The sequence below is a fragment of the Neptuniibacter sp. QD72_48 genome, from assembly GCF_047778065.1.
GTDB lineage: Bacteria > Pseudomonadota > Gammaproteobacteria > Pseudomonadales > Balneatricaceae > Neptuniibacter.
Genome location: NZ_CP180547.1, coordinates 2,714,006 through 2,730,105 on the forward strand (window position 1 = coordinate 2,714,006; position 16,100 = coordinate 2,730,105).

Sequence of the window (16,100 nt, forward strand, 5' to 3'; positions counted from 1 at the left end):
AATTTACTGCTTACCTGCTCTTTATCGCTCGAGCGTACTATACTGCCTATTACCGCGGTTAAATGAGCCTAAACGGAGAAGGAATCGATGATTGAACTGCGCCACCTGAAAACACTATCTGCCTTAAGAGATGCAGGCAGCTTGGTCGAAGCAGCAGAACGCGTCCATTTGACTCAATCAGCTCTTTCTCATCAGATCAAAGACCTCGAAGATCGCCTCAATTGCTCTCTATTCATTCGCAAAACCAAGCCTATTTGCTTCACCAGTGCAGGTCAGCGCCTACTTACGTTAGCGGATGAAATACTTCCTATGATACGCAATACCGAACGCGACATAGGGCGACTCGCTGGCGGCGAAGCTGGGCGTTTAAACCTATGCATTGAATGCCATAGCTGTTTTGATTGGCTAATGCCAACAATAGACCACTTCCGTCAGCATTGGCCAGAAGTTGAGCTAGATCTATCCAGTGGTTTCAGCTTTCAACCGCTACCAGCGCTTGCTCGCGGCGATTTAGATTTAGTTATTACAGCGGACCCTGAGCCTCGCAACGGTATTGCTTACATACCGCTGTTCACTTACGAATCGCGCTTAGCGATCAGTAAGCAACATCGTTTAATGGCACGACGCTTTATCCACCCAGAAGATATCGCTCAAGAAACGTTGATTACCTATCCTGTAGAACCACAACGCTTAGATATCTTTAACCACTTCCTAGACGAAGCTGGTGTTGAACCTGCCGCAATACGCACAGCAGAATTAACGGTAATGATGATGCAGTTGATTGCTAGTGGACGCGGTGTAGCCGCCCTACCCAACTGGGCTATGCACGAGTATATTCAGCGCGATTACATCGTTTCCAAACCTTTAGGCGAGAAAGGTGTTTGGTGTACGCTTTACGCCGCGATCCGTGAAGATCAAAAAGACGCTGAGTTTATGGTGGATTTCCTTAATACCGCAAAAGATGTATCCTTCCGTAATCTAACAGGTATAAAGACAGCTTAATTACCTTTATACTGACTGAAACATTTTTGAGAATACACGAAGTTTACAGTGAATAACGCACCTGCGAGTTTCCTAAAACAACTATCAGCAGACTCTTCTGCTCTTGCCTTTTATTCTCAGTCCTACTTTATCTAGGCCTGTGGGTTTAGTGCTACCTGCACATAACTGACAGGCCGTATCACATCTTTAGTTTCAGCAAGTATTACTTGCCCTTTTACCCAGATTATTCGTCCTACAGCCCAAAATACGTATTAGCGCTGTAAGGAAGCAGGAAAAACACATGACTACCAAGATTTGGACTCCTTCAAGCTGGAGAGATAAACCTATTGTTCAGCAGCCACAGTACCCTGATGCAGCTGCGCTAAACAAAGCCGAAAGCACCCTATCCCAAATGCCACCATTGGTATTTGCAGGCGAAATCAATCAGCTAAAAACTGATCTAGCACAAGTAGCGCAAGGCAAAGCATTTTTGCTACAAGGCGGTGACTGTGCAGAAAGCTTCAGCGAATTCAATGCAGACAAAATCCGAGATACATTCAAAGTTTTGATGCAGATGGCCATTGTGATGACCTTCTCAGCCAGCTGCCCTGTCGTGAAAGTAGGCCGTATCGCAGGACAATACGCTAAGCCCCGCTCCAGCGATATGGAAACAGCTAACGGTATTGAACTACCTAGCTACCGTGGCGATATAGTCAATGGAATTGAATTCACTGAATCCGCTAGGCAGGCAGATCCCGAACGTTTAGTGACGGCTTACCATCAAGCAGCATCCACACTGAATTTGCTTCGTGCTTTTTCTCGCGGCGGCTTCGCTGATCTACAACAAGTCCACGCGTGGAACCAAAGCTTTGTAACTAACAGTCCACTTAGTAACAAGTATCAGGATTTAGCGGATCAGATCGATCAAACCATGCGCTTCATGGAAGCTTGTGGCATTACCGCGCAAAACACCCCGCAACTGCATGAAACTTCGCTATACACTTCCCATGAAGCGTTGTTACTGGGCTATGAAGAAGCGCTAACTCGCCAAGACAGCCTATCCGGCAACTGGTATGACTGCTCTGCACACATGTTATGGATTGGCGATCGTACACGTCAGCCAGATCACGCCCATGTAGAATTCCTTCGCGGTGTTAAAAATCCGATTGGCATTAAAGTCGGCCCAAGCACCAAAATTGAAGATCTAGAAAAGCTGCTAGAAACGCTAAACCCGGAAAACGAAGCAGGTCGAATTACGCTGATTGCTCGTATGGGGGCAGATAAGATCACCGAATGCCTTCCAAGCTTAGTTCGTGCTGTTAAAGCATCTGGTCAGCAAGTCATTTGGAGCTCTGACCCAATGCATGGCAATACAATCAAAGCATCCAGCGGCTATAAAACACGTAGTGTAGACTCTATTCTTCGTGAAATGAAAGGCTTCTTCGAAGTTCACAAAGCTGAAGGCACTCACGCCGGTGGCGTACACTTCGAAATGACCGGCCAGAATGTAACGGAATGCATTGGTGGCGCTTACATGATCAGTGAACAAGACCTTGGGGATCGCTACCATACCCATTGCGATCCACGCCTAAATGGCGAGCAAGCACTAGAACTCGCTTTCTTGATTGCTGATACCTTGAAAGCAGCAAGAGCTTAACCTCTCTCTTATTCACAAAAAAGCCCGTCTAATGAATGACGGGCTTTTTCTTATCTGAGCTGGTTAGAAAGGTTAATTTTCCAACAACCCTTTCAGCACAATACTGCGATAACTCACCACCCCTAAAACATGGCCTTTATCAATCACTGGCGCATGCGCTAAGCCAAAATTTTCAAACAAACGCGTGCAGTAACGAATATCCATATGAGGATCAACGGAGATAACCGGCTTCGCCATCACTTCGTAAACATTCACACGTTCAGGAGAGCGGTCTTTCGCAACGACTTTCTTTGCAATATCTGACAGTAGCAACAAGCCAAATTCATCGTCATCATTACGTTTATTGATGATTAACACTCGCGCATCTTGCTCTTGGAAGATCTTAAGCGCCTCACTGACCGTCATTAAACCATCAACCATGGCGAACTCATCAGTCATAACATCGCAAGTTCGTACGACTCTACGCTGGGCACTCATAGCTCTTCCTCCACAATATTGGCTAATTTGGCGACTTGGTGAGATATCCCAACAGCATCTTCCACATCAATTTGAATCGCAATCCCACGCCCCGGCTTCTCATCAAGTTCGCCGACCTCTGATATTGTTTCTAGGATTTTTCTACTCAGATGCTCCTCAACGATGAACAAGATGACATCGCGTTGCGTTTCTAAGGTTAAGCCAAAGAACGTAGTCGATTTATCTACACCTTCACCACGCGCATTGTTGATGACTGTTGCGCCAGTTGCACCCGCTTCGCGCGCTGCTTTCATTACATCATCTGTTTTTGAATCTTCTACAAACACTACTAACAGCTTGAAATGCATATCTGCCTCTTTTGTCAGCCAGTTGCTCTCGCACGTTTAGTGCGAAATTCAGAAATTTGTGCGTAAGCCATTACCGTTATCATTGGAAATAAACTAGCAAAGGCAATTAAACCAAAACCATCAATTAGAGCGCTTCGACCAGGAACTGTTTCAGCCAAACCAAGCCCTAGAGCCGCAACAAGGGGCACCGTAACCGTCGACGTTGTCACCCCACCCGAGTCATAGGCTAAAGGCACTATCATCTTGGGCGCAAAGCAGGTTTGGATAACAACAACGATATAACCCGCGATAATAAACCAGTGAATAGGATACCCTGTGACAATTCGCCAAGTACCTAAAGAGATACCCACAGCAACCCCTATAGCAACCGCTATACGCAGGCCCCAGACACCAATTGCGCCACCGGAAACCTCGTTCGCCTTAATGGCCACAGCAATCAGTGAAGGCTCGGCAATGGTGGTACTCGCTCCAATTGCAAAGGCAAAAACATAAACCCAGAAGTAATCCTGCCATTGAAGAGCCTCCGCGACCGAACCACTCCAGCTTCGAATAAACTCTGGATCAGTCAACTGTTCAGCCATCAAACGCCCAATGGGGAACAAAGCCTTCTCTAACCCCAACAAGAAAAGCGCTAAACCGGCAATCACATAAGCAAAGCCAATCAGCACCTTACGTAGATTAGCAATACGCCGCCTGATCACAGCAATCTGAAAACCAAAGATAATGACTGCGATTGGAATCACATCTTTAATTGTAGTCAGGGTGATCTCGATAAATTGCGACAACAGTTCCATTTAGATCACCATCCCATAAGCCATAACAAAGATCATGGGTGTTAAAGAAGCAAAGGCGATCAAACCAAAGCCATCTATCATCGGATTTCTCCCTTCAATAGATGAAGCCAAACCGACACCTAACGCTGTCACTAAAGGAACCGTAATTGTAGAAGTGGTAACACCACCGGAATCATAGGCTATACCGATAATTTCACGCGGCGCAAAAGCGGTCATAATCACGACGAGCATATAACCCGCAATAATCATATATTGAATCGACCAGCCTTTAAGGATACGTAACACGCCTAAAACAATGGCCAAGCCAACCGAAAAGGCGACGGTATAACGAAGGCCCGAAGCGTAGCTAAGTTGCGATTGCTCAGTCGCGTCAATCATCCCGCCCGTGGCAGCAACCTTCGCCGCCTCCGCTGCTACAGCAATCAACGCAGGTTCCGCTACAGTGGTACCAAACCCTAAGCAAAAGGCAAAAGCCAACAGCCAAAACACACTGCCTTTGCGTGCAAAAGCATGTGCCATACTCTCCCCTATTGGGAAAAGCCCCATCTCTAAGCCATAGATAAAGAAAGTTAAGCCAGCGACAACACACAACAACCCAGTCACCAAACCAAAGAAATCTGGGACAGACTGCTGCAAAACAACAATTTGGAAAAATGCGATCACTAAGACAATAGGTGCCAAATCTCTCAAGCTACCTAACATGGATCGACCTAAAGCAAGAACACCTGCGTGCAACTGTGATATCCCCTTGAATATTAAGGATTATTAATATTTAAAGTTACGGGGATAGAAGAATTGTGTAAAGGATCTAAATCAAAAAAGGCACCATAAAGACGCCTTTTAAAATACAAAAGAAACTAAATAAGCTTCAATTAAATTGGTCCACCAGCACCTTCACGACCTGCGGCAAATAGCTCTTTACGGGTAAGGGTACCGGAATTAAGTTTTTTCTTAATATCGATCAGACCAGCAGCAGTTTCGGCTTCTGAACCGAACAACGCCCCACTGACTACGCCCGTGACAGAGCCCTTATCAGCAGACAGGTTTTTACTGGTCGCGGTAAAGGCAATACCAGATAGCTTACCGCCTCTTACTTTAAAAGCATCATTTCCGGCATTTGATGCACCAAAGTTTCCAGACCATGATTTACCATGGAAATCGATCTCAATATCAACGCTGCCATTAAACATAGTCGAACCAGAGTATGTCGCAGTAGGGTTAAACTGGGTAAAAGCGTTAAGCTCAGCAAGAGAAGTCGTTACACCACCGATAAATATGCCATTCACACCTTTCTCACCATTCGGCGTATTCTCCCATTTATCCCAATAACCTAAGAATAGTGGCCCAGGTTCTTCGTCACTAAATGCAACATACTGACCTCCATTTTCACCGTCCATACCAAATTCAATATAACCATCATCATAATCGACAGCTGGCAAGCCTTCACCTTTATACTCGAAGCCATCATTACCTTTGACTTCAAAATCCAAGGCTAGGTTGGGTAATGGCCCATCTATTCTGCGTGGCTGCACTGCAGGAGCAGGGTCGTCACTTTCGTACATGTCACCGGTAATGATACCCAGTTCAGCATCACCATAATCTCCATAACCACCTTCGTCATACTCGATAAAACCGATAAAGCCGCACATACTACCCGCAGAACAACTAAGTACAGACTCGTCAGGTACGACTTCATCGGCTACAGTATTCGACCGAATACTTGGCTCATTTTGAGTGTTACGGCCCGTTTCATTAGAGCCGAAGCTTGTAAAAGCCAATGCCTGAGCATTAAATTCGCCACCAGCCGCAGTAGCAAATTTCTGCGCCCATACACCCCAGCTTTCAACAGAATCTTCCTCTTTTTCCTTTTCCGTGTTTGCAGACACAGCAAAAGAACCAGTTAATAAGATTGAAGCTATCGATGCGGATACAATATTTCGCTTAAACATCCTAAAGTCCCTATTTTAGCAACCTGTCCTATTGCTACTACTTAGTCAGGTGAATTGTGGAATTTGTTGTTCGCATTCTATACACATATAAAAAATAAGTAATTGTACCGAGGTACAAGTAGTAAGCTCTTATTCTCACTGCAAAGAAAAAGCCCGAAGTACTTTCACACTTCAGGCTTTATCGTTTATAAGCTTCCTAACACTTACCTCTTCCAGCCAAGTGTAGATCCAAGTCAAGCTTATTTCAGGGGAGGTTGTTCTTATGGACTGGTGTGGAGAATATCGTTTTACGGCTAACTGCTCCCTCATCACCCGCTATTTCTATATCAACCAGACCTGCAACGTCAGTTGCATTTTTGCCAAATATTGCACCAGCAACCTGCCCAGTCACCCTACCAGCATCGGAACTTAAATTTGCACTTTTAGCGGTAAAATTAACACCCGAGAGCTTACCGCCATTAACGGCAAAAGCATCATTTTGACTTTCCTTCCACCTACTACTGCTAAAGTTCCCAGACCAAGTTTTGCTGCTAAAGTTAATAGCGATATCAAAACTACCGCCATCGTATATAAACCCTGAATACTCAGCCACACTGCCATTAAGGTTTGAAACAAAGTCGTTTAATTGAGCTAATGTTGTTGTTACACCGCCGACAAAAAAGCCTTCTGCCCCATCAAAACCGCCATATTGATCATCATCCCATTGACCCTTTGACCAGAAGCCGTTCATCAATACTGCTTCATCACCATAATCGGTGTAGTATTCAACATAAGCTTCAAAATCGACATTATCGTCTAACCAACCAGACGCATCATGGGCACGCCCCTCTAAACCAGTAGCTTGATATGACTCGCCCTCAATCCCACTTACGCTAAAACTACCCGTTGTATCCTGACGCTCACCAAAATAATCAGGTGACACCTGAAGATCAAAGGTACCAACTTGTTCATTTTGAGGAGGGCCCATTCTATAAAAAAAGTCACCTTCATAGATGGTCGCAAAACCACAGAAAGCTCCGGCCCCACAAAGGCCTTCGACTGCATCAGGTGTAGGTGTAGGTGTAGGCTGATTAAATTCGGGCTCATTAAGTCCGTTACGGCCTGCTTCAGCTTGAGCAAGGCTAGCAAAAGCTAAGGCACCTGTATTAAATTCACCACCTGCAGCTGTTGCGTACTGCTTAGCCCACTGACCCCAGCTTTCAACTGAGTCTTCATCATCATCGTTCTGAGTATTGGCCGTCGCAGCAAGCGAACTTGTAAACAAAATAGAAGCTATTGAAGCTGACACAAGATTACGTTTAAACATCCTATTTATCCCTGTAATGGTTATGATCCAGTCCATGGCTAAAACTTAGATCAGATAGGTTATTAGTTTTATTGTGCATATTCTATACAAATATTCACCAAAGAACACTGTACTGGAGTACAATCAAAGAACTTAATTCAACTATGTTAAACAGGATACAAAGTCCTCATACTTTCCGCCCTTACTTCTTTGAATACGCTCCACATAGTCAAATTCAATTATAAAAGGATAATCAAACCGCGTAGAAAAATATCGTTCTAAACGCTGCTCTTCAGAATCAGTTAGGGGCTCGGATATAGCGATACGAATTTTTAACTTATCTATGGCTGTTTGTTCCACTTGTAACTGTTTTATAAACTCACTTTCCCAATCCCTCGAGGGAAAACTAGGCCAGAAAACCCTACCATCGGGTGTTTTCATCATATTACGTTTACGACCTAAAATTTTGTTTAAAACAGGTAATCCTCTCCCACAACAACACGCAGAACCCACTTCTGCGTAATCACCTAATTCATAACGAATTAACGGGGCTCCAAAATTAAGCAGCGTAGTTACCACAACCCTACCGATCTCACCTTCGCTACATGGTTGGTTATCCTTATCAAGAATTTCAACCAATACACCTTCTGACTGGATATGATAACTTCCATGTTCAGGGCATTGCAGGGCGATATAACCAATTTCCTGAGCGCTATACATATCAACAACTGAAACATTCCAAACCTCTTTACAAAGCTCTATTGTTTCATCGGTCAAAATTTCTCCCATAGTCCGAATTTGCTTAAGATCAGAAAACTTTATTTCATGCCGTTTACAATACTTAGCTAATTCACAGATATTTGAGGGCAAAGACAAAAGATAAGCAGGATTTTCTTCAACTAGCCATTTTACTTGAGCAGCTATATCTGTTCTGGAACTCAATAAAACTGCTGGACCGGTTTCAAATATTTTAGATATTGCACCACCCCAATGAGGACTTTTAGAGCATTCTCCAGGTCTAAGCCCCCCCCCTACAGGCCTTATAGCTGCAAGCTTTCCAGAAAAGTCCCGTTGATGCCAAATATGTTCTCTTGCAGTAAATGCCTGCCAAAACAAGCCTGTAGTTTGGGTACCATAAGCGGTAATTGGCATTCCTGTAGATCCAGAAGACTGAATTTTATTTAAGCGATCATGACCAGCTAATGGTTTTACGCTTTTTTGCTTATCACCTGCATCAATTAAGTCCTGACGAGTTAAAATTGGAATTTCAGACCACAGGTTTCTTGTAAGTTTTTTATCTAGCAGAGACTTAGGAATACGCTCTCTATATAGGGGAACAGCTTGAGCTGCATAGTTGATTAGCTCTTGAGCTTGGGACCACTGTAAATTTTCGAGTTCAGCTGTTGATAACCACTGACTCTGCTCTAATTGAAATTGAAGAGCCATATGCAAAGCGCTATCAGGAACAGGGATAACAGGCCATTTCAAGCCAGGCGCTCCTTGGCGGATCAAATCTAAAGGCATATTTTCCTCTTTGCAACATCCCTAGAAACACATAATGTTATGTAGTAAACAATACATAAACAGAAGCACAAAAAAAGGCGCTGTAAGCGCCTCTTTAATGTTCTGTACATTTAGCTAATTAGAATTTTTTTCCTAAATTAACTGAGAATTGAGTACGATCATAATCATACAGCGCTACATTGGAGCCTGCTTCTGTTCGCATCCAAAAAGCTGACAATTCAAGTTCGTTAGCAAACGTATGTTTACCACCGATTAACAACTGTATCTCTTCATCATCCCTAACTTCCAATATAAAAGGAATCTCTCCTTTATAATCGGACTCACTATAAGAAATACGGGAAAACAGACTAGTTGTAGGTTTAACCTGCCAATTTACACCCGCGAATACTTCCCAACCATCATAAGTATACTGGTCATCTTTTGAATCATTATCAAACCACTCAAAACCACCCTGGACACCAACGGTATTGTTCTTAAAGCCTTTACCTAGAGAAGCACCAACGGAGTAATAATCTGCATCACGACCCTGATCAGATGCTTGAGCGAAATCACGATCTGTATATTCTGCATCAATTGTAAGCTCTGTGCTTGCATCAAACGCCCAAGTTATAGACGGCTGCAGACCTACGTAAGTAGCTAGCTCATCATCATCTAAACGAATATGGTCTAACTGCAAAGCAACATTCGCGCGCCATTTCGCATTGGTAATCACTGCAGGTCCCGTACGTAAAGAGAGAACCTGGAGGTCAAACTGATCTTCAGTTTCATAAATACGGTTGTACAAAGAAGCACCACTCTGCCAATACAACATACCTGTATTCTGGCCTAGACGAACAGGCTTACCCGTACGATAGCTATGATCATAACTACCAGAAACCACAAGCGCAGTGTCACTCGTTGGTCTAGTGGTAATATCTAGTATTTGCCCTTCGACATTTATAACAGAGCTACCAGGACCGATATTGACATTATCGTCATACAACACACCTGCACTCAAATTGAACTTGTGTTCATGTTTAGGTGACATTTGTTCAGCGTCTTGTCTTAACTGTGCTAGAAATGCCAGGATTGAGACACGGACACTAGGAGGGGTATTAGGATCATTAAGTACTGTTTGAGCCTGCTCTTCAGCTTCTTGATATTGCAATGTCTGCATATAAGCAACAGCAAGCTCTAAACGTGCACGATGTAAAGCAGGTCTGTTACTTAAAATTGTTTGGAAAGATTCAATTGCGTTGTAAGGCGCTCCCTCTTCACGCTCTTCCATCCCTTGCTTGAAAAATTCTTCAGGATCAAACTGTTCTTCGGTGGTTTCTGCAGCAATTACTGATGAAGCCATCATCGATAGTAATACACCAGACAAAACAGAAACCCTGCTGTTATTTTCCATTCCCTAACTCCCCTTCCAATCACTTACGCTTTTTTGCGTTGTACTAGCGTTATGGCGCCAGTATAACCACTGGACATAAAGCGTACAACTAATAGAGTTGCTTCCAACTTCTTTATTCCACTATTTATCTATGGTTTTTACATACTCCCAAGTAAGTTCCTACAAAAATTAAGTAATACTCACTTCACTCGTAAACCTATGTTTAGTTTGTTAGCTATGATTCATGTGCCTTTTACATGCTGTAGGTGTCATTTTTCAGGTTCTCAGATATCCTTAAGTAATATTCATATTGAGTAACAGAAATTCAGAATGAAGCGATTACCGTCTAAAGCCTTGGCAACTATCACTCTGCTTTTTAGCTGTTTATTCAGTAACTTGAGCTATGCAGGGCTCTTTGGCACCCAAGAATTGCCACAACGCTCGTTAAATGAACTGCCCGATTGGCTAAATTATATGGAACGCCATCTTCGAGAAGACACACCTGAAGAGATTTGCAAACAATCCGGCTTGTGCAACCTGAAGCCTTGGTACCGTTTTCTCGATAGCATTCGTCATTTACCTAAACGGCAGCAACTAGAAAAAGTGAATCGATTTGCCAATCAAAAGCCTTATATTTTAGATATTGATAACTACGGTAAAGAGGACTACTGGGCCGTAGTCCGCGAGTTTTTAGCTAGAAGTGGTGATTGCGAAGATTATTCTCTAACCAAATTCTTCTCCCTTCGATTATTGGGCTTCAGTAATGAAGAGATGAGAATTGTCGTATTACAAGACACAAATTTACGAATTGGGCATGCCGTCCTAGCCGTAAGATACGGTGGTGATGAGCTAATATTAGATAATCAGAGCCGCAGTATTGTGTCGCACCGAAATATTAAACATTACATTCCGCTATACACAGTAAATGAACATCGATGGTGGCTACATATGCCAGTTTTTTAAGACTGGGAGCCCTAGATAAATAACTAATTTCAATCAACTGGTAACAAACAATGAAACGCGCTTTAGTAACCGGAATAATCAGCCTGATACTTATTTTCCTGATTTGCTTAGCCTTAATTGAGCGTTTCACGACTCAACAGACCCAGCAAAACATTTCCCACTGGCAAACAACGCTTTCTGCCTTAGCAGATAACCAAAGCTTAAGTGTATCCCGCTGGATCTTCGCTACTGCAGCACCTTTAAAAGAAGTTGCTAGTAACAATTCAGTTCGACTGTATTTACAACGTTTAACAGAGCAATCTACTGAAGCACGCGAAGCTTCTGCTCAAATTGATTATTTACGTAATATGATTATCGCTACATCGAACAGAGAAGGTTACACAGACAAGAACCGTCAGAGTGTAAATGCAAACCTACGTGTTATCGCGAACAGTTCTCTAGCACTATATGACGCTAACCTTAATCTTATTGCAGGTACCGCTGGTCTCAGTAAGCTTTCTAAAACGTTGAAGGGTTCAATTAATCAACTGGATGAAAAACAGCAAGTCATCACAACAGACATTTGGCTGAATGACAACAATGTCGCTCAGATTGGTTTTGTAACGGCTATTTCTGGATTGCCACAACTAGGTAAAGAAGGCCAAACATTAGGGTACTTGATCGGCATTAAAAACCCTAATAAACAACTCTACGGCTTATTGAAGAATTTTAGCGTCACACTGCAATCTTTAGAATCAGCTCTACTACAGAAAAATGACAACGGTATCGCTTATGCGAGCCCCCTTCGCCAAGACTCCTCAACTCCTTTACAAAAACGTGTAGCACTGAATAGTCCTATTGCTTCTGCTATAGCATTTAACTCTCCTGGTGAATTCATTCAAGCTAGTGATTACCGCAAAAACAAAGTGTTAGCAGTCAGCCGAAGTATTGCTGATACCAACATGCGCTTAATCATTAAAGTTGATTATGACGACGCAATTGGTCAAACCTTAAAACAACAATCTGACCTACAGGCAATGCTTGTGCTTGGGACATTTGCCATGCTTGCCCTGCTAATTGGAGCAGGTTGGTACGGTCATCTAATTAGAGCTCGTCAAGACAATGAAGCCCTGCTAACAACAACTCATGCATTAGAAGAGAAAACCAACCTGCTGGATGCCATTAATGACAATACAGCCGATATGGTTTTGATTCTCGACGAATCCCTACAGCTATCTTTCATTAACAGAGCACTAGCAGACAAAATCTCGATCCATGCAGAAGACAGTGTAGGTAAAAATTTAAATTCAATTCTAGGTAGCCATTACGCTGAGTTTCTAACTCCCCTTGCTGAACAGTGCTTTAAACAGCAAATTGAGTTAAACGAGAAGCAAACCTTAGAACTTAAAGGTGAACAGTCGATCTTTACTATCCATCTTATTCCGATGGTTTATGGCTATAAATCAGCGGTTATGATCCATTTCCATGACATCACCCTAATAGAAGCCCATCAAGCACAGCAAACTCGCCTGCTTCAGCAGATTATGCAATCCTTGATGCACGCTATTGATCTGCATGATCCCTACTCTGCTAATCACTCACAAAAAACAGCACAAGTAGCGGTGGCTATTGCCGAAGCTATGGAGCTGTCAGAAATAGATCTATCCACCGTAGAGATCGCAGCCAACTTATGTAATTTAGGTAAGTTATCGATTCCCCAAGCGCTACTAACCAAAACAGGCAAACTTAGCGAAGAAGAAAAACAGACCGTACTAAAAGAGGTTGATTACGCGAAAGAGATACTGGCTAATATCGAATTCGAAGGGCCTGTCTTAGATACAATCACACAAAAACATGAATACTTAGATGGTTCTGGTATGAATGGATTGAGTGCTGACCAGCTAGCTATACATGCTCGAATTCTGACCACAGCAAATGACTTTGTCGCTATGATTAGCCCTCGTGCCTACCGTGAAAGCTTACCGGTAGAAACGGCGCTAGACACCTTACTGCAAGATGCTGGAACTCGATACGATAGACAAGTAGTTGCGTCACTATTCCATGTAATTGAAAACAAAATCGACCTAGGGTAACAATCTATAAACTAAGGCCTTTCCCTGATCCAGAAAGGCCTTTTGTTTTAACCTTACTGTAATTGATAAACAGTCGAACCATTCATCACACCTGCTTTATAGACTTGAGCTCCACATTCAAAAAACATCGAGTTACCCAACGTTTTAGATATACAGCCAGCTGGCAAAGTATTTAAAATTCCTGCAGGTTGCACAACTACGTAACTGACTTGGCCTGGTACTTGCTGATACAGAACACCGTTACAGTTTTGGTAAGCTATACCTGATATAACCTGCGTATAACAACCACCTGGCAACACTGTAACCTGCTTTGCATCTCTTGCATCATCACGACGATCCATTCTGCGTGCTGTTCTTCGAGCAGCCTGACGAGCGTCATCATTATCCTCCCAATCAGCCCGAGCAGATCCACCTAGATTCACCCCATCAACCTTAGCATCTACCACAGGTAACGCCGCGGTAAACACAGTAGCTGTCAGAGCAATTACAAGATAACTTTTGATGTTCATGACCTTTCTCCAACTCAGTAAATGATTAAGTTGGAAAAATGATAAGCCGAACAATTAAATTGCGATATACCGGAAAGTGCATACTAGAGCCAGCAAGGCTGGCTGCATTTTGATAACGATGGAAAACTATTGATCTTCAAGTAAGCCAGCTACTAGAAGTAAGCGCATCAACTGAGCAACACTTCTCACGCCCAATTTATGCATTACTCGGGAACGATGGATCTCAACTGTACCTTGAGCAATTCCAAGATCGATAGCAATCACTTTATTAGCACAACCTTGGGCGACAAGGTGCATTATCTCTGTTTCTCTTGTGGTCAACGACTCTAAACGCTGTTGAACTAAGGACTTCTCAGCCAACTCTTCTCTAGATTGTTGATCACTTAAAATTGCCTGTGCAATTTTCTCTAGCAACCTCGCTTCACGGAAAGGCTTCTCAAGAAAGTCCAAAGCGCCTTTTTGAATACACTCTACCGCCATTTCAACATCGCCGTGACCAGTGATGAAGATAATTGGGATCAGGGCCTTTCGTTTGATCAACTCATCTTGCAAAGCAAGCCCGCTCATACCCGGCATTCGAATATCTAAAACCAAACATCCAGGCTGCTCAGCGTCAAAAGCTTCGAGAAAACTAGACGCATCGATAAAATCACGTACCTCATAGCCATCAGATTCAGCCATCATGCGAATCATATCCCTGAGCGTGGCATCATCGTCGACGACAAACACTGTACCTTTTTGATTTTCTGTCATAACGCTCTACTCAACTTCCTTTTCTTCAACAACGGGTAAACGGATAATAAACTCCGCTCCTTTTGGTGGATGGTTTGTAGCAGTTAACTTGCCTTTCGCAGCTTCAATTAAGTTTCTACAAATAACTAATCCCAATCCCAAGCCGTTTTCCTTAGTGGTTCTAAAGGGTTCAAACAAGTGCTCTTGCATTTCGGTATCAAAACCGGGGCCATTATCGAGCACAGATAAGCAGATATGCTCATCCTCCTTATACAGATTCAACTCAATTCTGGCATCCATTTGATGCTCTAACACCTCTACAGCATTGTTAATCAGGTTTACCAACACTTGTTGCATCTGGGTTCGGCTCATTTTAATCCGAGCCGTTTCTATCCCATTAAATTCCAGATCCACACCAGCTTGCAACGCTCGGTGGGACATAATATCCATACTTTCTTGGATAACGTCCGCGAAATTAATGACCTCTTCTTTGACAGGCTCACGACGGATGAATGACCGCGTCCGCTGAATAATTTTGGCAGATCGTTCTGCCTCATCGCCAATTTTAGTAAGGCACTCAAGTAATTTAGGATCGGTATTGCCCTGTTTGCTTAATCGCAATGCAATATCTGAGTACCCCATAATACCAGCTAGTGGCTGATTAAGTTCGTGAGCTAATCCTGTGGCAAGCTGCCCCATAGTTCCCACTCGCTCTAAATGCACAATTTGGTTTTCAGCTTCCTGACGTTGATTAATCTCATGAAGCTTAGCTTTATGCTCTTCTTCAATTCGCTGAATTAGCTGATTAAAAGAATTGGCAAGTTCATCGAGTTCATCAGGCTTTTCATTTTGAGCCCGCTCTAGATGCAAAATAGGTTGATCAGCACCCTCTTCCTGCTGCTTCATAAAGTTGATCATTCTCAATAAGTGTTGACCTACTAGGCTACGAAAAAGGATAAACATAAAGAAAATAACAAATGCTGTTTTAAAACCATTTTTGATAAGAATAATATAGAGTTGACCAAGCATATGGCTGAAGATTGCGTCGATACTAACAACTAGCTCTATAGTCCCAAGTTGTTTCTCTTCACGCTGGATATTTATGGGGTAGGTTCTTGAGTTTATAGATTCATTGGCAACATACTCCAAGCGTTCCCCATCAGCCAAATGCAGTTTATTAGCATCAACAAATTCTAACTGATTGATCCCTTGAAGCAGCTTATGTAGCTGTGCCCTATCATCCTTCCAGATTGATTCTGCAATCGCTGGAGACATGGTTGTTTCAATAAATTGCGGTACTTGATCCAACTTACGAGTCAGTTGGCGAAATTCGAAGCCAAACTGAATAACCGTGAGAATTAATGTCACTAAGGAGCTAAACAGCACCACTCGAAGGACAAGCTTTCGGCCCAACTTATATTGAAAAAAACCTATTGCTGAA

Annotated in this window: 15 protein-coding genes; 4 read left to right on the top strand and 11 right to left on the bottom strand. The window is 43.0% G+C overall.

Going from position 1 to position 16,100, the window contains the following annotated elements; genetic code table 11:
* The first annotated feature begins 87 nt into the window (after positions 1 to 87).
* Both ACMXYX_RS12240 and ACMXYX_RS12245 read left to right on the top strand, forming a co-directional pair.
* Complete coding sequence (locus tag ACMXYX_RS12240) at positions 88 to 1,002, top strand: LysR family transcriptional regulator (RefSeq protein ID WP_415881872.1); 915 nt, start codon at positions 88 to 90, stop codon at positions 1,000 to 1,002.
* 280 nt (positions 1,003 to 1,282) lie between these two features.
* Positions 1,283 to 2,638: a class II 3-deoxy-7-phosphoheptulonate synthase gene (locus ACMXYX_RS12245; RefSeq protein WP_415896655.1), complete on the top strand. Its 1,356-nt coding sequence runs from the start codon at positions 1,283 to 1,285 to the stop codon at positions 2,636 to 2,638.
* Positions 2,639 to 2,710: 72 nt separating this feature from the next.
* Here ACMXYX_RS12245 and ACMXYX_RS12250 read toward each other — a convergent pair whose 3' ends face one another.
* The 8 genes from ACMXYX_RS12250 to ACMXYX_RS12285 form a co-directional block, all read right to left on the bottom strand.
* Positions 2,711 to 3,115 carry a CBS domain-containing protein gene (locus ACMXYX_RS12250; RefSeq protein ID WP_415896656.1) on the bottom strand — a complete coding sequence of 135 codons (405 nt, stop codon included), beginning with the start codon at positions 3,113 to 3,115 and terminating at the stop codon, positions 2,711 to 2,713.
* Positions 3,112 to 3,462, bottom strand: a complete 351-nt coding sequence (locus ACMXYX_RS12255; RefSeq protein ID WP_415896657.1) for a P-II family nitrogen regulator — start codon at positions 3,460 to 3,462, stop codon at positions 3,112 to 3,114. Before ACMXYX_RS12255 ends, ACMXYX_RS12250 begins: the two co-directional genes overlap by 4 nt.
* A 14-nt stretch (positions 3,463 to 3,476) precedes the next feature.
* A complete protein-coding gene (locus ACMXYX_RS12260; protein WP_415896658.1) occupies positions 3,477 to 4,256 on the bottom strand; it encodes a DUF1538 domain-containing protein in 780 nt (259 codons plus the stop codon).
* Positions 4,257 to 4,958, bottom strand: coding sequence for a DUF1538 family protein (locus tag ACMXYX_RS12265; protein WP_415898248.1), 702 nt, complete (start codon positions 4,956 to 4,958; stop codon positions 4,257 to 4,259). It lies immediately after the preceding gene.
* A gap of 170 nt (positions 4,959 to 5,128) precedes the next feature.
* Positions 5,129 to 6,205 carry a hypothetical protein gene (locus ACMXYX_RS12270; protein ID WP_415896659.1) on the bottom strand — a complete coding sequence of 359 codons (1,077 nt, stop codon included), beginning with the start codon at positions 6,203 to 6,205 and terminating at the stop codon, positions 5,129 to 5,131.
* A gap of 244 nt (positions 6,206 to 6,449) precedes the next feature.
* Entirely contained in the window at positions 6,450 to 7,511 is a 1,062-nt protein-coding gene (locus tag ACMXYX_RS12275) for a hypothetical protein (protein ID WP_415896660.1), read from the bottom strand.
* Positions 7,512 to 7,652: 141 nt separating this feature from the next.
* On the bottom strand, positions 7,653 to 9,014 hold the full coding sequence (locus ACMXYX_RS12280; protein WP_415896661.1) for a phenylacetate--CoA ligase family protein: 1,362 nt from the start codon (positions 9,012 to 9,014) through the stop codon (positions 7,653 to 7,655).
* Positions 9,015 to 9,132: 118 nt separating this feature from the next.
* Entirely contained in the window at positions 9,133 to 10,404 is a 1,272-nt protein-coding gene (locus ACMXYX_RS12285; RefSeq protein WP_415896662.1) for a surface lipoprotein assembly modifier, read from the bottom strand.
* A 309-nt stretch (positions 10,405 to 10,713) separates the two neighbouring features.
* Between ACMXYX_RS12285 and ACMXYX_RS12290 the strand changes: the two genes are divergently transcribed.
* Positions 10,714 to 11,346 carry a transglutaminase-like cysteine peptidase gene (locus tag ACMXYX_RS12290; RefSeq protein WP_415896663.1) on the top strand — a complete coding sequence of 211 codons (633 nt, stop codon included), beginning with the start codon at positions 10,714 to 10,716 and terminating at the stop codon, positions 11,344 to 11,346.
* Positions 11,347 to 11,396: 50 nt separating this feature from the next.
* Positions 11,397 to 13,418 (top strand): HD domain-containing phosphohydrolase, encoded by a 2,022-nt coding sequence (locus tag ACMXYX_RS12295; protein WP_415896664.1) that lies wholly within the window; start codon positions 11,397 to 11,399, stop codon positions 13,416 to 13,418.
* A gap of 53 nt (positions 13,419 to 13,471) precedes the next feature.
* Here ACMXYX_RS12295 and ACMXYX_RS12300 read toward each other — a convergent pair whose 3' ends face one another.
* The 3 genes from ACMXYX_RS12300 to ACMXYX_RS12310 form a co-directional block, all read right to left on the bottom strand.
* Positions 13,472 to 13,927: a hypothetical protein gene (locus ACMXYX_RS12300; RefSeq protein ID WP_415896665.1), complete on the bottom strand. Its 456-nt coding sequence runs from the start codon at positions 13,925 to 13,927 to the stop codon at positions 13,472 to 13,474.
* 126 nt (positions 13,928 to 14,053) lie between these two features.
* Positions 14,054 to 14,680, bottom strand: coding sequence for a response regulator transcription factor (locus tag ACMXYX_RS12305; RefSeq protein ID WP_415896666.1), 627 nt, complete (start codon positions 14,678 to 14,680; stop codon positions 14,054 to 14,056).
* A 6-nt stretch (positions 14,681 to 14,686) separates the two neighbouring features.
* Complete coding sequence (locus tag ACMXYX_RS12310; RefSeq protein WP_415906046.1) at positions 14,687 to 16,027, bottom strand: ATP-binding protein; 1,341 nt, start codon at positions 16,025 to 16,027, stop codon at positions 14,687 to 14,689.
* Between the last annotated feature and the right edge of the window lie 73 nt (positions 16,028 to 16,100).

Bases quoted from the DNA above. Each gene is read 5' to 3' on its own strand.
- ACMXYX_RS12240 (WP_415881872.1), top strand. From the start codon at position 88: ATGATTGAACTGCGCCACCTGAAAACACTATCTGCCTTAAGAGATGCA.
- ACMXYX_RS12245 (WP_415896655.1), top strand. From the start codon at position 1,283: ATGACTACCAAGATTTGGACTCCTTCAAGCTGGAGAGATAAACCTATT.
- ACMXYX_RS12250 (WP_415896656.1), bottom strand. From the start codon at position 3,115: ATGAGTGCCCAGCGTAGAGTCGTACGAACTTGCGATGTTATGACTGAT.
- ACMXYX_RS12255 (WP_415896657.1), bottom strand. From the start codon at position 3,462: ATGCATTTCAAGCTGTTAGTAGTGTTTGTAGAAGATTCAAAAACAGAT.
- ACMXYX_RS12260 (WP_415896658.1), bottom strand. From the start codon at position 4,256: ATGGAACTGTTGTCGCAATTTATCGAGATCACCCTGACTACAATTAAA.
- ACMXYX_RS12265 (WP_415898248.1), bottom strand. From the start codon at position 4,958: ATGTTAGGTAGCTTGAGAGATTTGGCACCTATTGTCTTAGTGATCGCA.
- ACMXYX_RS12270 (WP_415896659.1), bottom strand. From the start codon at position 6,205: ATGTTTAAGCGAAATATTGTATCCGCATCGATAGCTTCAATCTTATTA.
- ACMXYX_RS12275 (WP_415896660.1), bottom strand. From the start codon at position 7,511: ATGTTTAAACGTAATCTTGTGTCAGCTTCAATAGCTTCTATTTTGTTT.
- ACMXYX_RS12280 (WP_415896661.1), bottom strand. From the start codon at position 9,014: ATGCCTTTAGATTTGATCCGCCAAGGAGCGCCTGGCTTGAAATGGCCT.
- ACMXYX_RS12285 (WP_415896662.1), bottom strand. From the start codon at position 10,404: ATGGAAAATAACAGCAGGGTTTCTGTTTTGTCTGGTGTATTACTATCG.
- ACMXYX_RS12290 (WP_415896663.1), top strand. From the start codon at position 10,714: ATGAAGCGATTACCGTCTAAAGCCTTGGCAACTATCACTCTGCTTTTT.
- ACMXYX_RS12295 (WP_415896664.1), top strand. From the start codon at position 11,397: ATGAAACGCGCTTTAGTAACCGGAATAATCAGCCTGATACTTATTTTC.
- ACMXYX_RS12300 (WP_415896665.1), bottom strand. From the start codon at position 13,927: ATGAACATCAAAAGTTATCTTGTAATTGCTCTGACAGCTACTGTGTTT.
- ACMXYX_RS12305 (WP_415896666.1), bottom strand. From the start codon at position 14,680: ATGACAGAAAATCAAAAAGGTACAGTGTTTGTCGTCGACGATGATGCC.